The sequence below is a fragment of the Vibrio injensis genome (assembly GCF_001895205.1).
Lineage (GTDB): Bacteria > Pseudomonadota > Gammaproteobacteria > Enterobacterales > Vibrionaceae > Vibrio > Vibrio injensis.
This window is the reverse complement of the sequence record NZ_BDJF01000023.1, coordinates 65,417-90,658: the sequence shown is the minus strand read 5'-3', so window position 1 is coordinate 90,658 and position 25,242 is coordinate 65,417. Positions and strand designations below refer to the sequence as shown.

18 protein-coding genes are annotated in these 25,242 nt (G+C 45.6%); 12 read left to right on the top strand and 6 right to left on the bottom strand.

Going from position 1 to position 25,242, the window contains the following annotated elements; translation table 11 throughout:
• Positions 1–358 precede the first annotated feature (358 nt).
• Together prlC and uvrD are read left to right on the top strand one after the other, a co-directional pair.
• Positions 359–2,401, top strand: coding sequence for an oligopeptidase A (gene prlC, locus BSR11_RS10520; protein WP_072670349.1), 2,043 nt, complete (start codon positions 359–361; stop codon positions 2,399–2,401).
• A gap of 164 nt (positions 2,402–2,565) precedes the next feature.
• The gene (gene uvrD, locus BSR11_RS10515) at positions 2,566–4,740 is read left to right on the top strand and encodes a DNA helicase II (protein WP_072670348.1); all 2,175 of its coding nucleotides are present in this window, start codon (positions 2,566–2,568) and stop codon (positions 4,738–4,740) included.
• Positions 4,741–5,419: 679 nt separating this feature from the next.
• Here the strand turns inward: uvrD and BSR11_RS10510 are convergent.
• The 3 genes from BSR11_RS10510 to rarD all read right to left on the bottom strand — a co-directional run bounded on the left by BSR11_RS10510 (position 5,420) and on the right by rarD (position 7,941).
• A complete protein-coding gene (locus BSR11_RS10510) occupies positions 5,420–6,082 on the bottom strand; it encodes a LysE family translocator (RefSeq protein ID WP_072670347.1) in 663 nt (220 codons plus the stop codon).
• 74 nt (positions 6,083–6,156) lie between these two features.
• Positions 6,157–6,951, bottom strand: a complete 795-nt coding sequence (locus BSR11_RS10505) for an AraC family transcriptional regulator (protein ID WP_072670346.1) — start codon at positions 6,949–6,951, stop codon at positions 6,157–6,159.
• 78 nt (positions 6,952–7,029) lie between these two features.
• A complete protein-coding gene (rarD, locus tag BSR11_RS10500) occupies positions 7,030–7,941 on the bottom strand; it encodes an EamA family transporter RarD (protein ID WP_072670345.1) in 912 nt (303 codons plus the stop codon).
• 225 nt (positions 7,942–8,166) lie between these two features.
• On the opposite strand from rarD, the gene recQ reads away from it, so the two are divergent.
• Both recQ and BSR11_RS10490 read left to right on the top strand, forming a co-directional pair.
• Positions 8,167–10,002, top strand: coding sequence for an ATP-dependent DNA helicase RecQ (gene recQ / locus BSR11_RS10495; protein WP_072670344.1), 1,836 nt, complete (start codon positions 8,167–8,169; stop codon positions 10,000–10,002).
• Entirely contained in the window at positions 9,995–10,315 is a 321-nt protein-coding gene (locus BSR11_RS10490; RefSeq protein ID WP_072670343.1) for a DUF3630 family protein, read from the top strand. Before recQ ends, BSR11_RS10490 begins: the two co-directional genes overlap by 8 nt.
• A gap of 3 nt (positions 10,316–10,318) precedes the next feature.
• On the opposite strand, the gene BSR11_RS10485 is transcribed toward BSR11_RS10490, so the two are convergent.
• Complete coding sequence (locus BSR11_RS10485) at positions 10,319–11,167, bottom strand: MurR/RpiR family transcriptional regulator (protein WP_072670371.1); 849 nt, start codon at positions 11,165–11,167, stop codon at positions 10,319–10,321.
• A gap of 292 nt (positions 11,168–11,459) precedes the next feature.
• On the opposite strand from BSR11_RS10485, the gene murQ reads away from it, so the two are divergent.
• Positions 11,460–12,362, top strand: coding sequence for an N-acetylmuramic acid 6-phosphate etherase (gene murQ / locus BSR11_RS10480; RefSeq protein WP_072670342.1), 903 nt, complete (start codon positions 11,460–11,462; stop codon positions 12,360–12,362).
• A 24-nt stretch (positions 12,363–12,386) separates the two neighbouring features.
• Entirely contained in the window at positions 12,387–13,835 is a 1,449-nt protein-coding gene (murP, locus tag BSR11_RS10475) for a PTS N-acetylmuramic acid transporter subunit IIBC (RefSeq protein ID WP_004397493.1), read from the top strand.
• An 81-nt stretch (positions 13,836–13,916) separates the two neighbouring features.
• On the opposite strand, the gene BSR11_RS10470 is transcribed toward murP, so the two are convergent.
• Complete coding sequence (locus BSR11_RS10470) at positions 13,917–14,405, bottom strand: TIGR00645 family protein (RefSeq protein WP_004397492.1); 489 nt, start codon at positions 14,403–14,405, stop codon at positions 13,917–13,919.
• A 116-nt stretch (positions 14,406–14,521) separates the two neighbouring features.
• Positions 14,522–15,841: a metal-dependent hydrolase family protein gene (locus BSR11_RS10465; protein ID WP_072670341.1), complete on the bottom strand. Its 1,320-nt coding sequence runs from the start codon at positions 15,839–15,841 to the stop codon at positions 14,522–14,524.
• Between the two features lie 242 nt (positions 15,842–16,083).
• Between BSR11_RS10465 and BSR11_RS10460 the strand changes: the two genes are divergently transcribed.
• The 6 genes from BSR11_RS10460 to BSR11_RS10435 all read left to right on the top strand — a co-directional run bounded on the left by BSR11_RS10460 (position 16,084) and on the right by BSR11_RS10435 (position 25,137).
• Positions 16,084–18,879 (top strand): M16 family metallopeptidase, encoded by a 2,796-nt coding sequence (locus BSR11_RS10460; RefSeq protein WP_139299827.1) that lies wholly within the window; start codon positions 16,084–16,086, stop codon positions 18,877–18,879.
• A 377-nt stretch (positions 18,880–19,256) separates the two neighbouring features.
• Entirely contained in the window at positions 19,257–20,420 is a 1,164-nt protein-coding gene (locus BSR11_RS10455) for a linear amide C-N hydrolase (RefSeq protein ID WP_208604785.1), read from the top strand.
• The gene (locus tag BSR11_RS17585; RefSeq protein ID WP_072670339.1) at positions 20,384–20,635 is read left to right on the top strand and encodes a YtcA family lipoprotein; all 252 of its coding nucleotides are present in this window, start codon (positions 20,384–20,386) and stop codon (positions 20,633–20,635) included. Before BSR11_RS10455 ends, BSR11_RS17585 begins: the two co-directional genes overlap by 37 nt.
• Positions 20,636–20,637: 2 nt before the next feature.
• Complete coding sequence (gene mdtN, locus BSR11_RS10445) at positions 20,638–21,696, top strand: multidrug transporter subunit MdtN (protein ID WP_072670338.1); 1,059 nt, start codon at positions 20,638–20,640, stop codon at positions 21,694–21,696.
• Positions 21,686–23,587, top strand: coding sequence for an FUSC family protein (locus BSR11_RS10440; protein ID WP_072670337.1), 1,902 nt, complete (start codon positions 21,686–21,688; stop codon positions 23,585–23,587). Before mdtN ends, BSR11_RS10440 begins: the two co-directional genes overlap by 11 nt.
• Positions 23,584–25,137: a TolC family protein gene (locus tag BSR11_RS10435; RefSeq protein ID WP_208604784.1), complete on the top strand. Its 1,554-nt coding sequence runs from the start codon at positions 23,584–23,586 to the stop codon at positions 25,135–25,137. Before BSR11_RS10440 ends, BSR11_RS10435 begins: the two co-directional genes overlap by 4 nt.
• The last annotated feature ends 105 nt before the right edge of the window (positions 25,138–25,242 follow it).

Here is a 25,242-nt window from a genome sequence, read left to right as displayed (position 1 = left end):
AGCATTTCAGGTGCAGTTGGTGATACGTCAGTCTGAGCGAGGTGGGTTGATGATATCCTCTTCGTACTTGAAGCTGCCGCGGTGTTGGTTGCATTTATTCACCCCAATCACATCGTTTGTCTATGCTCATGGGGATTGATTCACTTGCCGCTTACTTGTAACTCCAAGTCGTTTGGGATAGTGGGGTGAAAGTTAGCTTAACATCGTCAATCTTGTGGTGATTTTAAGTCATAATACTTAAGTCGCTATTGAAATTTTGCCTCACCACCCCGATTTACTTTCTCATAACACAACCTTCTTACTTTGCCACTACAAATAGGAAGGAGAGCGACACGTCTTAACTCAAAAGGAATGTTATATGTCAAATCCTCTTCTCACGTTCACGGATTTACCGCCGTTTTCTGCCATTAAACCTGAGCATGTAAAACCTGCGGTTGAACAAGTGATTGAAGCTTGCCGCACTAAAATTAACCAAGTTCTTGAGGGTAACACTCAACCTTCATGGGCGAGTGTGATTGCGCCGATTGAAGAAGTCGATGATCGCTTAAGCCGAGTGTGGTCACCGGTCAGTCACATGAATTCCGTTGTCAATAGTGATGAGCTACGTGATGCTTATGAAAGCTGCCTGCCTCTGCTTTCTGAGTACAGCACCTGGGTTGGACAACACAAAGGACTGTTCGAAGCTTATAAAGCGATCAAAGCCAGTCCAGAGTTTGCAACCTTAACTCGAGCTCAGCAAAAAACCATCGACGATGGCTTGCGTGATTTTGAGCTTTCGGGGATTGGCTTACCTGCCGCCGAGCAGAAACGCTATGGTGAGATCAGTAAGCGCATGTCCGAGTTAGGTTCAAAGTTTTCTAATAATGTCCTTGATGCCACCATGGGCTGGAGCAAACAGATCTCCGATGTTGAGCAGTTAGCGGGTATGCCAGAATCGGCCCTTGCTGCAGCGAAAGCAGCCGCAGAAGCGAAAGGGTTAGAAGGGTATTTATTGACTCTAGAGATGCCTTCTTATCTGCCCGTGATGACCTATTGTGATAACCAAGCTCTGCGTCAAGAGTTGTATGAAGCGTACGTGACGCGAGCATCGGATCGCGGCCCTAACGCTGGTCAATGGGACAACAGTGAGATCATTGCTGAGAAACTCAAGCTACGCCATGAAATTGCTCGGATGTTAGGGTTTAACTCCTACAGTGAAAAATCATTAGCGACCAAAATGGCGGAAACCCCAGATCAAGTGTTGGGCTTCCTGAATGATTTGGCGACGAAAGCCAAGCCTCAAGGCGAGCGTGAAGTGGAAGCCTTACGCCAATTTGCTGAGCAAGAATATGGCGTGTCTGAGCTGCAATTGTGGGATGTCGCTTACTACAGTGAGAAGCAAAAACAGCACTTGTTTAACATTTCCGATGAGGAATTGCGTCCTTATTTCCCTGAAACAACGGTAGTTAAAGGCTTATTTGAAGTGCTTCACCGTGTGTTCGGTATGTCGGTTAAAGAGCGTGCAGGGGTAGATACTTGGCATCCTTCGGTACGTTTCTTTGATATTTTTGATTCCAACCATACCTTACGTGGTAGCTTCTATCTTGATCTGTACGCTCGTGAGCATAAACGGGGCGGTGCTTGGATGGACGATTGCCGTGGCCGTCGTGTGACGCAAAATGGTGAATTGCAAACGCCAGTGGCTTATTTAACCTGTAACTTCAACCGCCCAATCGGCGATAAGCCAGCCTTATTTACTCATGATGAAGTGGTGACGCTGTTTCACGAATTTGGTCATGGTATTCATCATATGCTGACTCAAGTTGATATTGGCTCGGTGTCTGGCATCAATGGTGTGCCTTGGGACGCGGTTGAGTTACCGAGTCAATTTTTAGAAAACTGGTGCTGGGAAGAAGAGGCATTGACCTTTATTTCAGGTCATTATCAAACTGGTGAACCGCTGCCGAAAGCAATGCTGGATAAAATGCTCGCTGCGAAGAACTTCCAATCGGCGATGTTTATTTTGCGTCAATTGGAATTCGGTCTGTTCGACTTTACGCTTCATACCACCTACGACCCAGAAGTCGGGCCAAAAGTGCTAGAAACCTTAGCTGAAGTGAAGAAAAAGGTCTCAGTATTACCAAGCTTAGAGTGGAACCGTTTCTCTCACAGCTTTAGCCATATTTTTGCTGGTGGTTATAGCGCTGGTTACTACAGCTATTTATGGGCAGAAGTGTTGTCTGCAGATGCGTTTTCACGCTTTGAAGAAGAGGGTATTTTTAATACTCAAACTGGACAAAGCTTCCTAGAAAACATTCTTGAAATGGGTGGCAGTGAAGAGCCTATGGAGCTATTCAAGCGTTTTCGTGGTCGTGAACCACAAATCGACGCTATGCTACGCCATGCCGGGATTGCCGCTTAAATACACGTTAAGTGAACATCACTTAGAAGGGCTGCACATGCAGCCCTTTTCTACTCCATCACTCGACGATCACGATGAAACGGAGACTTGTTACGTCATTTGGTTATCCCATCGTTTAAGAGTATAATCGTACAAATTATGTATAAATAAACAGTAGATTAGCCATGATGGATCCCTCTCTTTTGCTCGATGGTCTCAACGATAAACAGCGCGAAGCCGTTGCCGCCCCTTTAGAAAATCTATTGGTGTTGGCAGGAGCGGGCAGTGGTAAAACACGGGTACTAGTGCATCGTATTGCTTGGCTAATCTCGGTTGAACAAGCATCGCCGTTTTCGGTCATGTCGGTGACGTTTACCAATAAAGCCGCTGCAGAAATGCGTGGACGCATTGAAGAGCTAATGCAAGGCAGCGCATCGGGTATGTGGAATGGTACCTTCCACGGCATTTGTCATCGTATTTTACGTGCTCACTATTTAGACGCCAATTTGCCGGAAGATTTTCAAATTCTGGATTCTGAAGATCAACTGCGTTTATTACGCCGTTTAATCAAAGCGCAAAATCTCGATGAGAAACAGTGGCCCGCTAAACAGGTTTGTTGGTGGATCAATGGCAAAAAAGACGAAGGCTTACGTCCGCGTCATATTGATGTCTACCGCGATCCGGTGACGCAAACCTATCTGCAGTTGTACAGCGCTTATCAAGAAGCGTGCGACCGAGCCGGTCTGGTCGATTTTGCCGAAATTTTATTGCGTACTCACGAGCTTTTGCGTGATAAACAGCATATTCGCGAACACTATCAAGCGCGTTTCAAACATATTCTGGTCGACGAATTTCAAGATACCAATAATATTCAGTACGCTTGGCTACGCATGTTAGCCGGACCTGAATGTCATGTGATGATTGTGGGTGATGACGATCAATCGATTTATGGCTGGCGCGGAGCGAATATCGCCAATATTGAAAAATTCACCTTGGAATTTCCGAGTGTTAACACCATTCGCCTTGAGCAAAACTACCGTTCAACCAAAACTATCTTACAGGCCTCGAACGCCTTAATTGCCAATAACACCGAGCGGATGGGTAAAGAGCTATGGACCGATGGTAATGAAGGCGAGCGGATCTCGGTGTACTCTGCTTATAACGATTTGGATGAAGCCCGCTTCACGGTGACCAAAATTAAAGAGTGGCGAGATAACGGGGGCTTACTCAATGATTGTGCGATGCTTTATCGCAATAACGCTCAGTCACGGGTATTGGAAGAGGCGTTAATTCAAGCTGGTCTACCTTATCGTATCTATGGCGGGATGCGCTTTTTTGAACGCCAAGAGATCAAAGATTCGCTGAGCTATTTACGTTTAATCGCTAATCGTCATGATGATTCGGCTTTTGAACGAGTGATCAATACTCCGGTGCGAGGGCTGGGTGATAAAACGCTGGAAACCATTCGTTTTGCTGCCCGTGATCGCGGTTGTACTTTATGGGATGCCAGTATCGCGTTATTAAATGAGCAAGTGCTAACCGGACGTGCTGCCGGAGCTTTGAGCCGTTTTGTTGAGCTGATTAATGCCTTGGAAGATGATAGCGCTGAGATGCCACTTTACGTACAAACGGACCACGTAATCAAAACTTCGGGTTTATACGCCATGTATGAACAAGAGAAAGGCGAGAAATCTAAGGCGCGAATCGAAAACTTGGAGGAATTGGTCACCGCCACGCGTCAGTTTGAAAAACCAGAAGAAGCCGATGAGATGAGCATGCTAACCGCATTTTTAACCCATGCAGCACTGGAAGCAGGGGAAGGGCAAGCGGATGAGTTTGATGATGCGGTGCAATTGATGACGTTACACAGCGCGAAAGGACTCGAATTTCCTTTGGTGTTTATGGTTGGTGTCGAAGAAGGTATGTTCCCGAGCCAAATGTCCGCTGAAGAAGCGGGGCGTTTAGAAGAAGAGCGCCGTCTGTGTTATGTCGGCATGACGCGAGCGATGCAAAAGTTATACATCACCCATGCAGAAATTCGCCGTTTGTACGGCCAAGACAAATATCACAAGCCATCGCGTTTTATTCGCGAATTACCTGAGCACTGTTTAGATGAAGTGCGCATGAAAGCGCAAGTCAGCAGACCCACGAGCAGTGGCCGGTTTAGCACTAGCGCGGTGAAAGAGAATTTTAATGAAACGGGCTTTAGTTTAGGGGCTCGAGTGCGGCATCCGAAATTTGGTGAAGGTACGATCATCAACTTTGAAGGCAGTGGCCCACAGAGCAGAGTGCAAGTCGCGTTTAATGGTGAAGGCATTAAATGGCTGGTCACCGCTTATGCTCGATTAGAAAAAGCTTAGCGTTTTTCAGCGTTACCAAACAAGTGGGTAACGCTGATTACCGATAAAAGAAAACCCCGCGGGCAAAGCCTGCGGGGTTAGGGTCTTACTTGCAGCAATCCAGCTACTCAATCGGTGCTCCCTGCATCAATTCCTTGATAGTATGCCATATCCTTTAGCGTAATCCGTCCATCGCCTTCCTAGCGGTGTCCTTTATCATCCTGATCGACTAACCATCCTGTTAGTTCGCTTACTTGTTCCCTGAGCAGTGTCCTTGACATCATCCTGATGTTCAATCCTTGCCTCATCCAGAGGAGTCCATTGTCATTCCGTTGTCGTTACCATCCTAGTAACGAGCGCATCCTTTCAATGTCCCTGTGCTATCCTTGCTGATGATTAATCCTTAACCATCACTCGTCATCCTGACGTTTACTGTCCGTAGTAATTTCTGTTCCGTGTCAGCATCCTTCCGACACCACCCATACTACGCTTTTAGGCCACATCAACAAGAGACTAAAAATAAATAGGCGCTCAATTTTTTGCTGTGGATTTTATTATAAAGCCAATAAATTCAATTGGTTATTTGTTTTTAAGTGGCGTTGCTCTAGAGAGAAAACGATGTTGGCTTACTTATTTGTGCGAGATCGCTTACAAAAGGTCAAGCCAATCTTCCTCTTTGCGCGCTTGGCTCGAGGAGCGATTATGATTGATAAAACAAGCCGATCAGTGCTTGAGAGAGAATCATTAAGCCAATTAGGCTGAAAATAATCCCACACAATAAATCAATATAGCGGCTTGCCCGTTGCAATTTACGCTGCAAGCGCTCGGTTGACAGCATCCACGCTAGTGCGGCGAACCAGAGCAGTGAGATAGCCCATAGAATCAGTAACGCCATCCCTTTACCTTGTAGTGACATGCTGGCCGGTACTAACGTTGACATCAAACTGATGAAAAAAACTAAGGCCTTAGGATTAAACAGATTGGTAATTAAGCCACGAGAAAACGCTTGCCGTTTATTATTCAGTAGCAGTTCTGTGCGCTGAGAGATAACCCCACTGTTTGCTTTCCAGTGTTGCATGGTATGGCGTAGTGCATTACTACCCAGATAGAGTAAGTAACTGCCACCGGCGACTTGGACGAGTGCAAACAGCAAGGGCTGTTGATGAACAAGATAGCTGACTCCCGTTAAGCTTAGTAACGAGTGAAGTAAGATGCCGCAGGATAGCCCAAGGGCAATATAAAGCCCAGTGTGGCGACCGTAGCGAGTGGCGTTTTGAATCACCAGCGCCATATCTGGCCCCGGACTCATCAAAGCAATGAAATGGACACTGGCTAAGGTGATTAATAAGCTGATTTCATTCATGGTGATGGCTCAAAAAATTAAAGAGAATTAAGAATGCCAGATTAAAAAGCTCTGGGATTGTAAATTATTGACGTTTAACTGATGGCTGAGGGAGTTACACCATAAGTCCATTTAAAGGCTTTGGTAAAATGGGCTTGATCGTAAAATCCGACTCGATGAGCGACTTCCGTTCCTGCTAGACCACTTTTTATCAGTTTCATGCCCTGCTCTAGACGTAGTCGAGTAAACCAAGCGTAGGGTGTCATACCCATTTGAGCTTTAAAATGACGTTGAAACTGAGTTGGACTGAGCTGACAAAGCTGGGCAAGTTGTGCCAATTGTACAGGTTGATCGATATTGGCGATCAGAAATTCTTTCAGCGTCGCAATAGTTTGTACGCCAAGCGGAATCGCCACTTTTTCTTTAGTTATACTATAGCGATGAATTAAATTGGCGAGTCCTTCGTATGGGAGGCAATCTTGTTCTAGTTGGCTTAGGTTAGGCAACAGTAAGCGTTGATGGAGCTGAGACAGTTGCTGAAAAATCGATTGGTCATCAACAATTACGCGATTAAAATTGATCATCGCATGAGAGCGGCTTAATGCTACATGTTCACTAAACCATTCTGGAGTGATTGATAACACTCGTACTTGATAGCCTGAATCAAATAAAGATTGACCATCGTGAAGTTCATCCGGTGGCATAATGACGATCTGTCCGTGTCCTACCTGATGTTGGCTGCCACGATAAACAAACTTTTGTTGGCCACTGGTGATCAAACCGATATGAAAATCCAGATGATAGTGGCGTTGAAAGGCAAACTTTTTATAGTCAGCTTCAATCAGATTAATCGCTTGATGCTGCGTTGAATAATATCGAATCGTATCCATATGAGCTTAGTGGTATGAGAATCGATACCACTAAGCTTAATCGTTACCCATTGCCTTGTCTTGTAAAAAATGATCACCTTACTCGGTAACAATACGCGTGGTATGGCGTTTATAAGTTAACCCATCGTAACTAAAGGCGATCAGTGCGCCCCAAATAAAGACGAAAGTGATCGCTTTATCGGCGCTGAACGCTTCGCCGTATACCAAAACGGCGAGTAAGAACATCAAGCTGGGGCCGATATATTGGAAGAAACCGAGCGTCGATAACTTAAGGCGTGTTGCCGCACCAGTGAAACAGAGCAAAGGTAAAGTGGTGATGATACCTGCGCTGATCAGCAGTAGATTTAATGACCAGTCATTGTTCGATAGGTGGCTGGTTGGCGTATCGGCCAGCATAAACAGATATAACGCGGCGACAGGCAGTAAAAATAAGGTTTCGATAAATAGACCACTTTGTGCCCCCACGCCGACTTTTTTGCGCAGCAAACCGTATAAACCAAATGTAGTGGCGAGCACTAGCGCTACCACTGGCAGCGATCCAAATACCACCAACTGAATACCAACGCCAATCATCGCCAGTAGCACGGCAAACCATTGTAATTTACGTAGTCGTTCACCTAAAAATAGCATGCCAAGAAAGACATTCAGGATGGGATTGATGTAATAGCCAAGACTGGCATCAAGCATATGGTTGGCATTAATTGCCCAGATAAAAATCAACCAGTTACCCCCAATCAAGAGGGCGGTGATCAACAAATAACCGAGCTTGACCTTAGATTGAAAAACATCGACAACCGCTCGCCATTGACGGCTGAAATGGAGCAGTCCTGCCAATAAAAAGAAAGACCAAATAACCCGATGGCTGAGAATTTCTAGCGGAGAAACGTGGCCCAGTAATTTAAAATAAATCGGTGCTACGCCCCACATGGTGTAAGCACAGATCGCTAAAAAGATACCTTTTTTAGCTTCTTGTTGTTGTTCTAGTGTCATGATGTTGAATTCTCTGCTGTCGCAAGGGATAAAGAGGAGAAATGCTGGTCAGGGCGTGTTAACTAATACGTAAAAACGTAACTAAAGGTTAACCGCTGAGAGTATAACCTGTAAATCGAATTCATCGACTACTTTGCGGTTTTATTCACCGGCAAACGGCACTACAATACTCGACTGTTCTGATACTTGAAGTATCAGCATACCTACTCATGATTGAGAGCTTGCATGACCGCCACTGTACTCGTTGAACAACCGGAACTTAACTTATCGCCGAAGCACGTATTACGTGAGGTATTTGGCTATCAGACATTTCGGGTTGGACAGCAAGAGGTGATAGAGGCGGCGATCGCTGGGCAAGACAGCTTGGTGATTATGCCTACTGGGGGCGGTAAATCGCTTTGCTACCAGATCCCGGCGTTAGTGTTTCCCGGACTCACGGTGGTGATTTCACCGTTGATCTCATTGATGAAAGATCAAGTCGATCAGCTCAAAGCCAATGGTGTTGCCGCGGAGTGTGTCAACTCTAGTCTCTCACGCGAGACGCTGATTGCGATTTATAACCGGATTAATCGCGGACAGATAAAATTGCTTTATGTCTCGCCAGAGCGAGTGTTAATGGCCGATTTTATCGAACGCTTACAACAGCTACCATTAGCGATGATCGCCGTGGATGAGGCGCACTGTATTTCTCAGTGGGGGCATGATTTTCGCCGAGAGTACGCCGCGCTTGGTCAGCTTAAACAGATATTTCCTCACGTTCCCTTTATGGCCTTAACGGCAACGGCGGATGATGCGACACGCGTTGATATTTTACATCGCCTGCAATTGGCTAACCCGCACATTTATTTGGGTAGCTTTGATCGGCCCAATATTCGTTACACCTTAGTTGAAAAGCACAAACCCGTATCGCAAGTGATCCGTTATTTAGAAGCGCAACGTGGTCAATGTGGGATCATCTATTGTGGCAGTCGTAAAAAAGTCGAAATGCTGACTGAAAAACTGTGCAATAACGGCATTCGAGCGGCCAGTTACCATGCCGGGATGGAGGTTGATGAGCGTGCTTATGTCCAAGAGGCGTTTCAGCGTGATGATGTGCAAATTGTTGTCGCTACGGTCGCCTTTGGGATGGGCATAAATAAGTCCAATGTGCGTTTTGTGGTCCATTTTGATATTCCACGCAATATTGAATCTTACTATCAAGAGACCGGACGTGCGGGACGCGATGGTTTGCCTGCTGAAGCGATCATGCTTTACGACCCTGCGGATATCGTTTGGCTGCGCCGCATGCTAGATGAAAAAGAAGAGGGGCCACAAAAGCAAGTCGAAAGCCATAAACTGACGGCGATGAGCCATTTTGCTGAGGCGCAAACCTGCCGCCGACAAGTATTGCTCAACTACTTTGGCGAATACCGTGACACGCCTTGCGGTAACTGTGATGTCTGCCTTGACCCACCGAAACATTTCGATGCCACGGAGCAAGTGCGCAAAGCGCTGTCTTGTGTTTATCGTGTTCAGCAGAGTTTTGGGATTGGTTACGTGGTGGAAGTGCTGCGTGGGATGCAAAATATCCGGATTCGTGAAAATGGTCACGATAAACTCTCTACCTACGGTTTAGGACGCGATCACAGCCATGATTACTGGGTGAGCATTTTCCGTCAGTTGATTCATAAGGGTTTGCTACAGCAAAATATTACTCGCAATTCCACCTTGCAGTTGACCGAAGAAGCCCGGCCGATTCTGCGTGGCGACAAAGCGGTTGAATTAGCCGTGCCACGTTTAGATACCGCAGCACGGGCGGTGAAATCGGATAAATTGTCGAATAAAAACTACGACAAAAAATTGTTTGCGAAATTACGCAAACTGCGCAAATCGCTGGCCGATGAAGAAGGCTTACCACCGTATGTGGTCTTTAGCGATGCGACCTTAATTGATATGGCGGATATTTTACCGACGTCTTATGGCGAAATGCTGGCCGTGAATGGGGTTGGTCAGCGCAAACTAGAGAAATACGCCGATCCGTTTTTGGATGTCATTCAGGAGCATTTAACCGGTCATGGCTGAGTTTGCTTTACACGATTATCTTGCCGATCCGGGGCGACTTATCCTGAGTACGCCAGAATGGGATATCGATAGTTTCCCCGCTCTTGGCGAGCGTTTTCTGCACTGGTTATCGGCTTCGCTTATCGATAAGCAGCTTGATGCCGACTTACATACTTGGCTAATTGATTTTGAAGGTTGTCAGCTACTACTCAAAGCCGAGCATTACAGCGCCAGTATTTGGCTTGAAACATTGAGTGATGAGCAAGGCCGAGAAGAGCTGGCCTTTATCGCCCAGTTACTTTCAGGTCACCCATCCGCCGCTGATGGAGTCTGAGGCTTATAAAATTTGCTGAATGTCCGACGAAATGGTCTCTATCAATTGTCGCGCTGAATCTTCTCGTTGCTGAACCAAACTGATAAACAGTAAATCGGTTAAGACATTTTGCGCAGTACGAGAAGCGATAGATGAGCTGCGATGTTGCGTTTCATCGGCGATGGTATCTAAAGCGATATCTGCCAGCTGACGCAGTTTACTTTTCTTTGGTGCGGTCAGAGCAATAACTTTGGCCCCTTGTTGCTTGGCCGCTTCGGCAGCAATAAACACCTCTTTTCTATCCCCAGAAAAAGAAATCGCGATTTGGACATCTTGAGGTGTGAGCGTTCGCGCGGTAGCAATTTGTACATGACTGTCTTGCTCAGCGAGAGCGGTAATGCCTAATTTCAATAGCTTGAAAGCCAAATCCTTCCCAGTCAGTGCCGAGCCGCCAATGCCGACGATTTGCACTCGATGCGCTTGATTAATCCAATTCACCGCATGGTGAAATTGTTCAAAACAGAGCGCGTTGGTGGTATGAAACATGGCATCCGTTTTTGCTTGGACTAACTTTTGTGCAATCACTGCTAGTGGATCATTAATAAAAATATTGTGCTGTACAGGCGTTGATTCGAGCGCTTGTTTGCGGCTGAGTTCTTCTACCAGCAATAGCTTAAAAGCACTGTAACCTTTAAAGCCCATTTTTTGAGCAAACTTAATGATACTGGATTGGCTAGCATTCACCTGCTCGGCCAATTGTAAACTGGTCATTAAGGCCGCTTGCTGAGGATGAGCAAGGATCCAGTCGGCAATTTTTAACTCATTTGCTGAGAGCTGAGTACGTCGACTGATCATTCGATTAACTATAGACATCATGATTTCTCCATATTCTACAAGCGGTTTTACCACGAATCCGTAATTCGAAAGACGATTTATGGTGCAGTTTTTGGAATTTTTTATTCCTTATTGGGAATTAAATCTGCTTTGAAGGTGAATAATATTCAGTGACTTGGCGTATCTTTTGCCTTGTCTTACCTTATTGTGGATGATTATTCCATGCTTTAGCTGGTTAATGAATAACCATAGCTGTGATCCTTATCACTCGATTGGAATTTTTTATTCTATAGAATCGCCACCAGTTGTTATTAGACATATAGGCTTGTGCATGAAAATAGATTTAACCCAATGGGTAACGGAAAGCCGTAATCCAGCGAGCGCGGCGATTGATACCTTATCCACGTTTGAGATGTTACAAATCATCAATCAGGAGGATAAGAAAGTCGCTTTAGCGGTTGAAAAAACCTTGCCTCAAGTGGCGCAAGCGGTCGATGTGATTACTTTTGCTCTGCAATCTGGTGGGCGTTTGTTCTACATGGGAGCGGGAACCTCTGGCCGATTAGGTATTCTGGATGCTAGCGAATGTCCTCCTACTTATGGTACCTCGCCCGATTTGGTGATTGGCCTGATTGCTGGTGGTCATCAAGCGATTTTAAAAGCCGTGGAAAATGCAGAAGATAATGCAGAGCTTGGTGAGCAAGATTTGCAGCGTTTTCATTTTGGTAAACAAGATGTTTTAGTGGGTATCGCCGCTAGTGGCCGAACACCGTATGTACTGGGCGGTATGGCTTACGCAAAATCCGTTGGTGCGACGGTGATTTCTCTGGCCTGCAACCCTAATTGTTTAATGGAACAAGCCGCGGATATTGCTATTACGCCTGTGGTTGGTCCTGAAATTGTCACTGGCTCTTCAAGAATGAAGGCCGGCACGGCGCAGAAGCTGATCCTCAATATGTTAACCACAGGAGCGATGATTCGCAGTGGTAAGGTCTTTGGCAATTTAATGGTCGATGTTGAAGCCACCAATGCCAAGCTTATTCAGCGTCAAACGCACATTGTTCGTGAAGCAACGGGCTGCAGTACAGATCAAGCGGAACAAGCGCTCGCGGCCTGCCAACGGCATTGTAAAACGGCGATTTTGATGATCCTTGCCGATCTGAATGCAGAGCAAGCAGCGGAGCGGCTGGCAAAGCATCATGGCTTTATTCGTGCGGCACTGAACGATCAATAATCCAATCGTGTTGAGGTAAGGTAAATGGCTAAAATTACATCGAGCATGATAGCTCAACTGCTTCGCGCGGTCGGCGGCAGTGATAATATTAGTAAGTGTGGTAACTGCATGACCCGCTTACGCTTAACATTGAATGATAACCTCCTCGCCGATCAAGCTGGGATTAAAGCCATTGCTGGGGTTATGGGGGTGGTAGAAAGCGATCAACAACTGCAGATTATTCTCGGTCCAGGTAAAGCGCAAACTGCCGCTGAAATGATGAATGAGATGATCGCCAATCTTGGGCTCACTGCTACATCAACGTCAGATGCGCCGGATTTATCGACAATTGCTGCGGCGCAGAAACAGCAGATGAAGAGTAAGCAAACCAGTGCCGTGCAGCGTTTCCTCAGTAAATTTGCGACCATTTTCACGCCATTAATTCCGGGCTTTATTGCCGCAGGTTTATTACTTGGTTTTGCCACTTTATTAGAGCAGATGCTGGTCCTTGGTCAATCGCCAAGTCAATTTACACTGGATCTGATCGCCTATATGAAGGTGTTTGGCAAAGGATTATTCGCTTTTCTGAGCATCTTAATCGGTTATAACGCGCAGCAGGCATTTGGCGGTTCTGGGGTCAATGGCGCTATTTTAGCTTCCTTGTTTGTACTGGGTTACAACCCAGATGCGACAACGGGCGTTTATTCTGGCATGAGTGAATTTTTCGGTTTTGCGATTGACCCTAGAGGCAATATTATCGGCGTACTGTTAGCGGCGATTTTGGGAGCTCAGGTCGAAAGAAAAGTTCGCCAATACATGCCTGATGATTTAGACATGATCTTAACCTCTTGCGTCACGTTATTGATCATGGGGGCGGTGACTTTTTTGGTGATAATGCCGATTGGTGGTGAGTTATTTAAAGGCATGTCATGGCTGTTTCTCAACCTAAATGATAATCCACTAGGGGCTGCGTTGCTCTCCGGTTTATTTTTGATTTCGGTAGTATTTGGCATTCATCAAGGGTTTGTTCCGGTCTACTTTGCTTTGATGGATGTGCAGGGTTTTAACTCGTTGTTTCCCATTTTGGCGATGGCCGGAGGCGGCCAAGTTGGCGCGTCGCTAGCGCTTTACTTTAAAGCCAAAAAAGACGCCGTGCTGCGCACCCAAGTGAAGGGCGCGATCATTCCGGGTATTTTAGGCATTGGTGAGCCGCTGATTTATGGCGTCACCCTACCCAGAGTGAAACCGTTTGTCACGGCATGTATTGGTGGTGCGGCCGGTGGCTTCTTTATTGGTTTAGTCTCTTATCTTGGCTTACCTGTCGGACTTAATACGGTATTTGGGCCATCGGGTATTGTTGCTATTCCGTTAATGACATCAGCGCAAGGTATTTTCCCAGGGATGTTGGTATTTATCTGCGGTCTATTCATTTCTTATGTGGTTGGTTTTTTTGCAACGCTTTGGTTTGGCTGCAAAGATGTTGACTTAAGTTAGTTCACCTTCCCCCTGTTGGTGAATGATTTTGCCCTGATCCGATTGGTTCAGGGCTTTTTTATGTTTAGCTCTAGCGGCGGATTATTTTTTGGTGATTTTATCTAAATAACCCATCATAAAAGCAGAGATGACAAAGGTAATGTGCAGCATCAAATACCATTGTATTTTTTCATTGGCGATATTTTCGGTGTTCATAAACACTTTCAATAAATGAATTGAAGAGATCGCGACAATTGACGCAGCAACTTTATTTTTCAGTGAACCTGCATCGAGTTTACCCAACCAGCCTAACTTATCGTTATGCTCCTCAACGTCGATTTTAGAAACAAAATTCTCATAGCCAGAAAACATCACCATCACAATCAGCCCACCAACTAAGGTGATATCAATCAATGATAACGCGATTAGAATCAGGTCAGCTTCTTGAATAGCAAAGATATTCGGGAGTAGGTGAATCACTTCTTGAAAAAATTTAATCCCTAAGGCGAGGAGGATAAAACTCAAACCGAGATAAATAGGTGCCATGATCCAGCGAGCGGAGTAGAGCAGTTTTTCGATAATACGTTCCATTTAAAGTAACCATCAACAAAGCCCAACAGGGCAGAATGAGGCCGATATTACTTTGTTTTTATACTTAAGGTGTAGTGAAAATTGAGGGGATAACATCCCCTCAGCAGACGTATTGATTAGAGCGTATTTTTATAGATGCGACCGTCTTTCATGATTAGCTGTAGGTTATCTGTGGCTTCTAAAATGGTTAAATCTTGTAGTGGATTACCATTTACGATTAACAGATCGGCCAAAGCTCCGGCCTCAATCACCCCTAACTTACCTTGATAAGGCGCACGCTCTCCTGAGAGCATCAGCAGTTGCGCATTGTCGTAGGTAGCCATTTTCAGTACTTCAGCAGGGGTGTACCAGCGAGTCATAATACTCAAAAGCTGTGTTTGCCCTTTGAGTTTTTCCGCACTGAACAAAATGTCGGTTCCCCATGCGACCTTTACCTGATGTTTTTTCGCTAAACGATAGGCTCTATCCGTGCCTTGTTCGACCATTTTTTGTTTCAGACGTTGCGGTGATCCTTCGGCAAAACTGGATTTTCGCTCAGAAGTGAACGGTTGTAAGCTCCACCAAATGCCTTCTTTGGCCATTCGTTTTGCGGTTTTTTCATCAATCAATTGACCGTGTTCAATCGATTTAACCCCACCATCAATGGCTTGATTAATCGAGCGGGGAGTATAAGCGTGCACGGTCACATAGGTGCCCCAATTGTCTGCCGCTTCCGTCGCCGCGCGAATTTCTGCCACGCTGTATTGAGTCACATCAATCGGATCATAAAACGACGAAGCACCACCGCCAGCCATTAACTTAATTTGTGACGCCCCGAGTGCTAACTGTTCTCGCACATGCTGCCGCACTTCATCGGGACTGTCGGCAATTGCTGACGTTCCGCTGGTGACTGATACGGTGCGCTTTTTACTATCAGGTGTTGTTAACTCATTGGGTAGGCGAAAATCACCGTGGCCGCCAGTTTGAGAGATAAAAGCCCCTGCTGGCCAAATGCGAGGGCCGGTCGTGATCTGCTTATCGATCGCCATTTTTAAGCCAAAAATGGGGCCGCCCAAATCGCGTACACTGGTATAACCTCGTTGCAGCATATCGGCAGCGGTTTTAGCGGCAACAATATTAATAAAGCCTTGATCAGCAACCATTAAGGCTTGTTGAGGTAGTGCGGCGAGCATTAAATGAGTATGAGCATCAATTAATCCCGGCATTAAGGTTTTGCCTTGCCCATCAATCACTATGGTATTGGGGTCAGTGACGTTGATAGCTTGGTAATCTTCGATTTTGCTGATCAGATTATCTTGCACATAGACATTTTTTGCTGCGCTGAGCGTTGCTTGTCGGCCATCAAATACTTGCACATTTTTAAACACATACTCAGCGGCAAAAGCAGGAGTAGCGAGCATGCTTGCCCCGAGCAGTAACCAAAAAGGTTTATTCATTCCATCACTCCAATCAACTATCGGCAGGGCGCCTTGATACACAGATAAATAAAATTGTAGCGATATTTGGCGAAACGATCCGATTTTCAGAGCAAAAATGCCAACTTTGTTGAATAAACGTCAGTAGCTTACTCACAGCGTTGCTTGATGTTTTTGTATGCTTTTGTATGCAACCATTCTAAAGCGAGATAAAACATGAATAATAACGATTCTTTTTTACTGATGTTATTCGAGGTTATCTTTTGTCTCTCTTTACTCGGTTAATGCCATTCTTTGGCGCTTGCTACATCATTATTTCTTTGCACACGGTTGCCAACGAATTAACGCCTGACCCACGAATCCATCAAGGTCGTTTAGCTAATGGCTTAACGTATCAGTTGATGGTTAATCCGTACCCAGAAAAAGCCATCATTATGCGCATGCAAATCGCGGGTGGCTCGCTGGTGGAATCTGAACAGCAGCAGGGGTTGATGCATTTATTAGAGCATATGGCGTTTAAAGGCTCTCACTCCGTTCCACAAGGAGACATGGTTGCTCAACTCGAAAAGCTTGGCCTTAGTTTTGGCTCGGATACCAATGCAATTACCGAGCGTCATCAAACGGTCTATCAATTGAACATCACTGAAGGCTCTCAAGATAAGCTTGCGACTGGATTGATGTTAATGCGTGAGATTGGTGATCAACTGACTTTAACACCTCAGGCATTAGCACAAGAAAAGCCGATCGTGATGGCGGAAATACGCGAAAGACAATCGAAAGAGCAAGAAAGCTACCAACATCAGCAGGCATTTTTATACCCAGATAGCCCATTAGCGAGTCGTCTGCCCATCGGCTTGGAAAGTGTGGTTAGTCAAGCGACAGAGGAACAACTGCGTCGCCTCTATCAGCAGTTTTATACTCCAGAGCGCACCACCATCATAATCGTTGGCGATATTGATATTGCTGCTACAGAGCGTCAAATTCAGCAACGTTTTACCAGCTGGCAACCACATCCTCAGGCGATCGCTGTTAGTGAGGATCCATTGCCCAAATTGACGGTGCAGACAGCGTTGCGCGCGGATGGTTTTTTTGATCCTCGTCTACCCACAACGGTTACCCTTGGAGTATTACAACCTCATAATGCACTTGCTGATGGTATCGCTAGGCGGCATCAGATGCTCACCGATTGGTTACTGAGCCATCTTTTGTATCGCCGCTTAACCGCCCATCTGCCAGAAGAAGATATGGGCCGTGGAGTGGATGTCGCTTTATTTGAAGAGTTCAAACATGGCTTACGTTTTGAGTTATCACTTAATTCAGCGCCTCACCAGTGGCGAGAAAATCTTGAACTGCTCGAACAGACCATGCGTCAAGCTTTAGTCGGTGGTTTTACCGAACAGGAAGTTAATCGAGCACTGGACTTGATTGAGCAAGATATATGGCATGCCGTAGAGCAGCCATTGAACGTGAATAGCTTTGGTTTGGCAGAGCAATTGGTGGATTATAACGCCCGCGGCTTATATTTTTTAGATGCCAAGCAGGAATGGGCGTTATTTCAACAGATGAAGCCTAGCTTAACCTCAGCGACATTGCACGACGCATTAAAACAGCGCTGGCAAGGCGCCCCATGGATTTATCTGACTCACTCTCAACCAGAAGAGCAGGTAGCAAAACAACTTCTGAGCGTCTATCAGCAAAGTCAGCAGCAGCCGATTAGCACTCATCAAGAGCAAAAAGTGACTCCGTTTGCTTATGCAAATTTCGGTGAGCCGGGAAAAGTCATTAGTGATCAGCGTGATGAGAACACAGGGATCCGCCAACTGGGTTTTGCTAACGGCGTTCGATTGACGTTAAAGCCAACTCAATTTGAAATAGGTCAAGCAAGAGTGCAGCTTAAGGTCGGTTTTGGTGATGTCGCATTACCTAAAATTGAAGGGCTAGCCACGCTCTTTCAACGTAGCTTTGTCTTGGGAGGATTAGCTCAGCATAGTTATACAGAATTAGGACAAATATTAGCCGGGCAAGGTTTAACCGTGGGGTGGAGTCTATCGGAGCAAGGTTTTGTTGATACCGTTTCTGTGAGATCTGATCGATTAAGAGCGCAGCTAGGGCTACACACGGCCTTTTTGACCGCACCAGGGTTTAGACCTGAAGCGTTACATCAGTTCCGACAACAAGTGCGAGAACATGCAATCAGCCGTAATACTAATGCCGAAACGTTATTTTGGGAGCGATTTGCGGAGCTATTACACCCAGAGGATATACGCTACGCCCTTGGGCGCGATAAAGAGCTATTGAAGCGAGATTTTTCCGAAATAGCTCCAGTGCTTACATCAGCAGTGGATCGCGGAGTACTCGAAGTCACTATCGTTGGCGATATTGATGAATCTCAGGCGATTCAAGCGGTAGCCGAAACATTGGGTGCGGTAGAACGTCATCCGTTGCCAATCACCAAGCGTCCAGTCGTAGCTAGCCTGCCTGAGTTGCCCGCGAGCCGCCAGTTGGTCCATCAAGGAGCAGTTGATTCCACAGGGTTAGCTTGGATTTGGCCAAATCGTGATAGTTACTCCGTTGAGCAAGCGGCACAAATATGGTTATTAGAGCGCGTTCTCCAATTGCTGATCACCGAAGAGCTGCGAGTACAAGGTGGGATGAGTTATTCACCTTATGCTTTTCACTTTAACGCGACAGAACCTTCAGAGTTAGGTCATATCGGTTTATTCGCACGAGTTGACAGACAGCATGTGTTGTCTATTGAAGGTAAAGTTGACACGCTCATCGAGCAGCTCAGTTCAGGGCAGCGAATAGACGCTGATTTATTGGCCAGAGCCAAGCAGCCGTTACTACAATCGATTGCCAATGCCGATAATAGCAATAGCTTTTGGTTAGAGATTGCTGCGATGAGCCACACTCAACCCAAGTATTATCAGCGCGTGCAGCAAATTTATGATCATATTGCTGCGGCGGACAGTCAGTCAGTACAAGCCAGTGCCCAACGCTATTTAAGTAAAGACAAGTGCTTAAAAGTCATTACCTCGTTTGGAGAGTCCGTGGATTGATTTACTGAATATTGGTTGCAAAGAGAGTCAACTGACTTTGTAAATATAAGAATGCTACTCGTTTAATGCGAGTAGCATTTTTTTCAAGCACGAGGATCACGATTTTTAAATACATTTTTAAAACAATCCATCTCCTTTTTAAATGTATTTATTTTTTATCGTTATTTAGTTGTCAGTAAAAACTGATGCTTAGCAATGAATTTACAACATTTATGGTGCGGAAAAACTCTATTTTTTGAGATGAACTAATGAGAGAGGTGGATTCATTGACAAAGCCATTGATTGGACTATATTTTTTTTACGAATACTTTGTCGATACACCTCCTATTAAATTGGGATTCATGTGACTTGGTACAGAATTATTTCAAGGAGTTCTCATGCGCGCATCATCTACACTCAAACGAACACTTATTTCAACAGTACTGGCTGCAACGTTTATGCTTCCAGCAATTAGCCAAGCTTGTACGTCGCTTTTGTATACTGATGCCAATGGCGCACCTTATGCAGGAAGGACCATGGAACTCCCAGTCCAGTTAGATTATAAAGTCGCTTTCTTTCCTCAAGGCTCGAAATTTTCTTCCCATGCCGATGAGCATGCTTCTCTAAATTATCAAGCAAAACACGCTTTTTTATCGATTGCCATGCCAGACCCTATTACTAAAGATCTTAAAGTAGTCGAGGGCATTAATGATCAAGGCTTGAGTTTCAGTGTCTTAGCTTTTGCAAGTACTGAAGGCCCAGAAGATATGTCGGACAAAACTCAAAAAATGTTATCTGCGATCGATTTAGGAAGTTGGGCATTATCACAATTCAAAACGGTGAATGAAGTTAAGGCAGCATTAGAGAAGCAGCCTGTATTGGTCACCGCTCTACTACCCATGGGATTATTGAAAACTCCTTTCCACTACACTCTACACGATGCTAATGGTCACTCTATCGTTATTGAATTTTCGAATGGTAAACAGCATATCTATGAAAACCCTTTAGGTGTTATGACCAATGGTCCTGAGTTTACTTGGCACTTAACTAATCTTAATAATTACACGTTTTTAAGTAATATCGACCAATCAGAGATAAAACTCGGTGGGGTAACGTTTAAACAACCGGATTCAGGGATCGCCACGGCAGGATTGCCGGCATCAAATACGTCGGTAGGCCGTTTTATTCGTGCGGTTTATTATTCACAGTTTGCTGAAAAAGCGAAAACACCCGATGAAGCCGTCACGACCTTGGCGCATATTATGAACAATTTCGACCGTCCTAGAGGTATTACTATTGATAGCCGTACTACCGAGGCTCTGCAAGATAAGATAGCTCCTGGAGTGGTTGGTCACCGTATGTACACCTCAGAATACTCGACTTGGACTTCATTATCTGATCTTAAACGGCTGCGATTGAGTGTTCGTTTATATGAAAGCTTAAATTACGTCACTTTTGATCTAGGAGCATTACGCAAACAATCAAGTCCAATGGTCGTTCCTCTCAGTCAGTTCTCTGGTGGAACATGGGATGGAACGCAAACACTCTTATCTCATCAATAAGGGGCATATCGGTGAGCCCTTTGCTACCTTTTTACGGTGCCTATTTCCCGTCTTGGCTTATATGCGCCATGATTGGAATAATCAGCACGGTATTAATACGAATTGTCTTAATTCGACTTGGTGTTGATGAAGGCATCCCGTTACGAACTATCGTTTATATCGCGCTCGCGAGTATGATTACTTTAACGCTCGCGATCACTGTTTTTGGAGTTTAGTGATGTCTAACTCTGCTTATACACGTCGACATAGTGTTGTGGGTAGGGCCTTGGCGATAGCGGTTGTCCTTGGTGCACTGGTATCGGGATGGTATTACTTTCAACACAGCGCAGATAAGGTTCTTTCTGAGGATGCGGTACTGAGTGCAAATGTTGTCAATGTTGCTTCTATCGTTGCAGGGCGAGTAATCACTATCGCTGTAACCGATAATCAGCGTGTCGAAGAGGGACAGTTATTATTTGAAATTGACCCTAAACCCTATGAAATAATAGTCAATAAAGCCAGATCAGAATTACAGCTTGCTACGGCATTGCGTGATGCTCAGCGTAGAACAATTACGGCTGAGTTATCTAATGCTGCTATCGCTTCAGAACAGGTTCATCGTGCTCGAACCAATCTCTCTCTTGCTGAGACCGCGCTTGCCCGATTATTACCATTAGCGGCTAAGGGGTACGTTACTGTTCAGCAAGTGGATGATGCGAGAACGGCGAGGGATGATGCTCAAACCACGCTCGAACAAGCCATACATCAAGAGGCTGCCGCTCAAGCTTTGATCACCAGTCTTGATGAATCAGAGGCATTAGTTGGTGCTCGGCAAGCAGCATTAGCGATTGCTGAGCATGAATTAGCAGCAACTCAAGTACGTGCCCCACATGAAGGTCTTGTCGTCGGTCTCACGGTTTCAGCGGGAGAGATTGTTGCTCCCGGACAGTCTTTGTTTACGCTTATTGATACTCGTAAATGGTACGCTTTGGCGACTTTTCCTGAAACAGAGCTGGCTCATATTGCCGTGGGCAACTGTGCACAGGTTTATATACTGGCAGATCGTTCTATTCCCGTTTACGGTCGGGTTGATAGTATCGGTTGGGGAGTCATATCTGAAGAGCTGATCAATTTACCTCGCAATGTTCCTTACGTACCCAAATCATTAAATTGGGTACGGATTGTTCAACGCTTCCCTGTACGAATCATCATCGATAATCCTCCTGCATCTTTGATGCGTGTAGGAGCTTCAGCGGCTGCAGTAGTTAAGCATAGCGAAAATTGTGATGACCATTGAAAAGAGTAATACTCGCGATCTACTGTCATATTTATGGTCTCAATCGTGGGAGGATTTACAGCCAGCACCGGGACGAGCAGGCTTAGCTTGGCGAATTGCACTGTTATGCGCTTTGGTTACTGGGGTCGGTATGATGTTTCAGATCCCTGAAGCTGCGATCAGTTGTTACCTCGTCATATTTCTAATGAAGCCTGATGCGGTGGTCAATATTGTCACGGGTTTTGGCTTTCTCATCTTATTACCTGGACTTATTGCATTTTTAGTTTGGTTGATCAACCTAACGAATGGCTCGACGATGCATATCATGGCGGCCATTATTATCACTTCTATTTTTCTCGTTTATCTTGGCGCGGCAACCCAGCTAGGTGAGCAAGGCAGCGTAGCGGCACTGATTATTGCTTTTTTGCTCACCTTGATTGTTAAGGCTCCGTTTGGTGAAGCGGCGAGCTTTGCACTGCGTGAAGCTTGGTTAATGGCTGCTATGCCGATGATATTGATGATCGGCTTTAATTTTCTACTCGGCTTTTCACCAGTACAGCTATTACGTGATAAATTGCGCTCTCGATTGGCCGTGACTATTAAAGCATTAGAAACGGGTGACTCAGCCGCGTTACTTCAATATCTACGCGAAGGAAATAGCCCCTTTGAGCCACAAGCACTTGTTGTAAAAGCACTTCGTTTAGTTAATCTTTCTGCCGCTCAACAGATAGCCACCGATATTCGTGCTGGTTTTAAACTCATGCTTGCTGTCTCCGCCTTACCCGCCTCTATGGATGCTGATCGTCGCATCGCTCTAGTGGATGCTATTCGTGATATTGATGATTCACTTGGTCAGGGGAAGGCTCCCCAATGTTCCATTGCTCGTGCTCAAGATCTTGACACTGAAATGGGAGATGCAGAGAAGCAGGCCTGGGATGCGCTCCGCTTACTTGCGGGAGCTAGTGAGCCTGAAATCGTATCGACGAGCAAGCCCGCATTTGTTGCCCCAGACGCTTTTAGTAATCCAGCCTACATTCGTTTTGCGTTCAAAACGACGTTGGCTGCGATGATTTGTTTTCTTATCTATACCGCTATCGATTGGCAAGGTATTCATACGGCGATGATTACTTGCTATGTAGCAGCATTAGGAACGACTGGAGAGACTTTGCATAAGTTGGCGCTGCGCATTGTCGGGTGTTTGATAGGAGCATCAATTGGCGTTGCCTCTATCTTTTGGGTGATCCCTTATATTGATGATATTGCTTCGTTAATGGTATTGATATTTCTAGGCTGCTTAATCAGTGCTTGGATTTCAACAGGGCCAGAGCGTAGTTCTTATGCTGGTGTTCAGATAGCACTCGCCTTTCTACTCACCGTGTTGCAGGGCTTTGGTCCGAATCTGAGTTTGGAAACGGCGCAAGGTCGAATCTTTGGTATATTACTCGGTAATTTTGTGGTTTATCTGATTTTTTCTCGTCTTTGGCCCGCTCCTCTAGAAGGCGAGGTTCGTACATTATTTTCTCGTGCTCTAAAGGAGTTAGCTCAGATGGCTAGGTTACCTTCCCATCAACGCATACATGCTTTGGGGCATACTGCCGCTGTAGAATCCTTAGTCGGAAAGTGTGATGAAGCGTTGTGTCTGTTGCCGTTTGAGCCGACATGGTTACGTCCGCCACCAACGCGTGAAGCCGCTCTTAAAAAAGCGATCGATGAAATAGAATCACTCAATAGAGCCATTTGGTTGAGCGGCGAAACGGACCTTGGACAACTTGCTGATTTACTTGATGAGCTTGCATTACGATTTCATGATAAAGCCGGAGAGCCCGGTTCTTACAATATTGAATTGAGAGAGTGTTCTGATCTTTCAGCATCATTTATTGATTCACTGGATCACGTTATGGAGGCAGCATGATGAATAATGGTCAATGTGATTCGCGATGTCGTGTTTATTCTCCATTCATCGTATTGATGATGCTTTTTATCGTATCAGGCTGCGTATCTAATGCGGCTCACAGGGTGTCGCCATCTCCAGATAGGCCATGGGTACCACGTGATGAAGATAAAACTGTGTTATGGAGTTTGGCGGGTTCCGATGAGAGTCAGTCCACCCCAACTCATGTTATTCCAGACTTCATTATTCCTGAAAACCCTGCTCGTGCACAATTTAGGAAAAATGAGTTTATTCATTCTGAACAACGCTATGGGCTCCCTGAATTAATCGATTTAGCGCAACGAACGAATCCAGAAACACGAGCGGCTTGGCAACGCGCGAGACAAGCAGCAATTGCTGTTGGTATGGTCGAAAGTACTTACTTACCCTTCATTGCAGCAAGTGTTGTGGGAGGCTCTCAAACGGTCACCGTTCCATTACCGGAAATTTTCGGCCAGCGTCATATCGATAATACAGAACAAGGCAGTGCACAAATACTCTCGCTTCAATGGCTTCTGTTTGATTTTGGACAGCGAAAAGCGCTTACAATGGAAGGGCAGCAGGTTGCGGTAGCAGCAAATATTTTATTCAATGCTACACATCAAAAATTGATTTTCGATGTTTCTCAAGCTTATTACGGTTACGGTGCTGCCATTCAACGGCGAAGTTTTGCCGAAAAGGCTTTACACAACGCTCAAGATATTCAAGCCGCGGTTACAGCAAGAGCTGCTCAAGGGCTCGCTACGACCATGGATATCGCTCAAGCACGGCAGGCTGTCGCTCAGGCTAAGTTTCGTCGTGTTCAGGCCATTGGTGATGAGCGTACGGCTTATTATCATCTTCTTGCCATTGTCGGTGTTAATCGCGAATTGAACGTTGATGCTGCTAATATAACGCAGCACCCTCTTCCTGAGCCCATTGATACTCCTATTGATAGTCTAATACACCAAGCTTTATCACAACGCCCTGATGTTGCTGCAAGTTACGCCGCTTTACAGGCGAGTAAAGCTGGTGTTGATGCCGCTCAGGCGAGTTACCTACCCAAGGTCTATTTGGGGGCGAGTGCTAGCTGGGGATCTGGAAACTTCGATATTTCTGGCCTTCCCTCAATCAGTCAGCAGGGATCTGGGAACAGTGTTCTCTTGGGAATAACCGTGCCTATTTATGATGGCGGTTTACGAAGTGCGCGGGTTACAGAGGCCAAGTCTCGATCTGAGGCGGCAGAGGATGAGTTTCAGCGGGTACAAAATGCTGCTGTAGCAGAAATTATTGCTGCGCATAACGCGTTACGCACCGCACATGAAGCCTATCATGCAGCAACAGAGCTGGTTGCAGCTGCGTTAATTACTTACGAAGCCGCCATTGCCGCTTATCGTAATGATATCGGTACGATTGATGCGATCACAGCTGCAGATACGGCATTACTTGATGCTCGGCAAGCGCAAGGGGATGCTCATGTGGCGACACTTATTAGCTCAGTTAACTTAGCTTTTATTATGGGTAAACTGACTTCGCGCGAGAGCTTACCCTGAAGTTAAAATGCAGCTTCTAAGACGATAGTCCTTGTTATTGGATTCTCCTCGTTTTTTCTTAAGTCACATTATTCATCCGCTTAGATAATTGAGATGGCAATATAA

Coding starts and splice junctions, on each gene's coding strand:
- murP (WP_004397493.1), top strand. CDS start 12,387: ATGGCTAAAATTACATCGAGCATGATAGCTCAACTGCTTCGCGCGGTC.
- BSR11_RS10470 (WP_004397492.1), bottom strand. CDS start 14,405: ATGGAACGTATTATCGAAAAACTGCTCTACTCCGCTCGCTGGATCATG.
- murQ (WP_072670342.1), top strand. CDS start 11,460: ATGAAAATAGATTTAACCCAATGGGTAACGGAAAGCCGTAATCCAGCG.
- recQ (WP_072670344.1), top strand. CDS start 8,167: ATGACCGCCACTGTACTCGTTGAACAACCGGAACTTAACTTATCGCCG.
- BSR11_RS10510 (WP_072670347.1), bottom strand. CDS start 6,082: ATGAATGAAATCAGCTTATTAATCACCTTAGCCAGTGTCCATTTCATT.
- BSR11_RS10485 (WP_072670371.1), bottom strand. CDS start 11,167: ATGTCTATAGTTAATCGAATGATCAGTCGACGTACTCAGCTCTCAGCA.
- BSR11_RS10440 (WP_072670337.1), top strand. CDS start 21,686: ATGACCATTGAAAAGAGTAATACTCGCGATCTACTGTCATATTTATGG.
- BSR11_RS17585 (WP_072670339.1), top strand. CDS start 20,384: ATGGGATGGAACGCAAACACTCTTATCTCATCAATAAGGGGCATATCG.
- uvrD (WP_072670348.1), top strand. CDS start 2,566: ATGATGGATCCCTCTCTTTTGCTCGATGGTCTCAACGATAAACAGCGC.
- BSR11_RS10490 (WP_072670343.1), top strand. CDS start 9,995: ATGGCTGAGTTTGCTTTACACGATTATCTTGCCGATCCGGGGCGACTT.
- BSR11_RS10465 (WP_072670341.1), bottom strand. CDS start 15,841: ATGAATAAACCTTTTTGGTTACTGCTCGGGGCAAGCATGCTCGCTACT.
- rarD (WP_072670345.1), bottom strand. CDS start 7,941: ATGACACTAGAACAACAACAAGAAGCTAAAAAAGGTATCTTTTTAGCG.
- mdtN (WP_072670338.1), top strand. CDS start 20,638: ATGTCTAACTCTGCTTATACACGTCGACATAGTGTTGTGGGTAGGGCC.
- BSR11_RS10505 (WP_072670346.1), bottom strand. CDS start 6,951: ATGGATACGATTCGATATTATTCAACGCAGCATCAAGCGATTAATCTG.
- BSR11_RS10435 (WP_208604784.1), top strand. CDS start 23,584: ATGATGAATAATGGTCAATGTGATTCGCGATGTCGTGTTTATTCTCCA.
- prlC (WP_072670349.1), top strand. CDS start 359: ATGTCAAATCCTCTTCTCACGTTCACGGATTTACCGCCGTTTTCTGCC.
- BSR11_RS10455 (WP_208604785.1), top strand. CDS start 19,257: ATGCGCGCATCATCTACACTCAAACGAACACTTATTTCAACAGTACTG.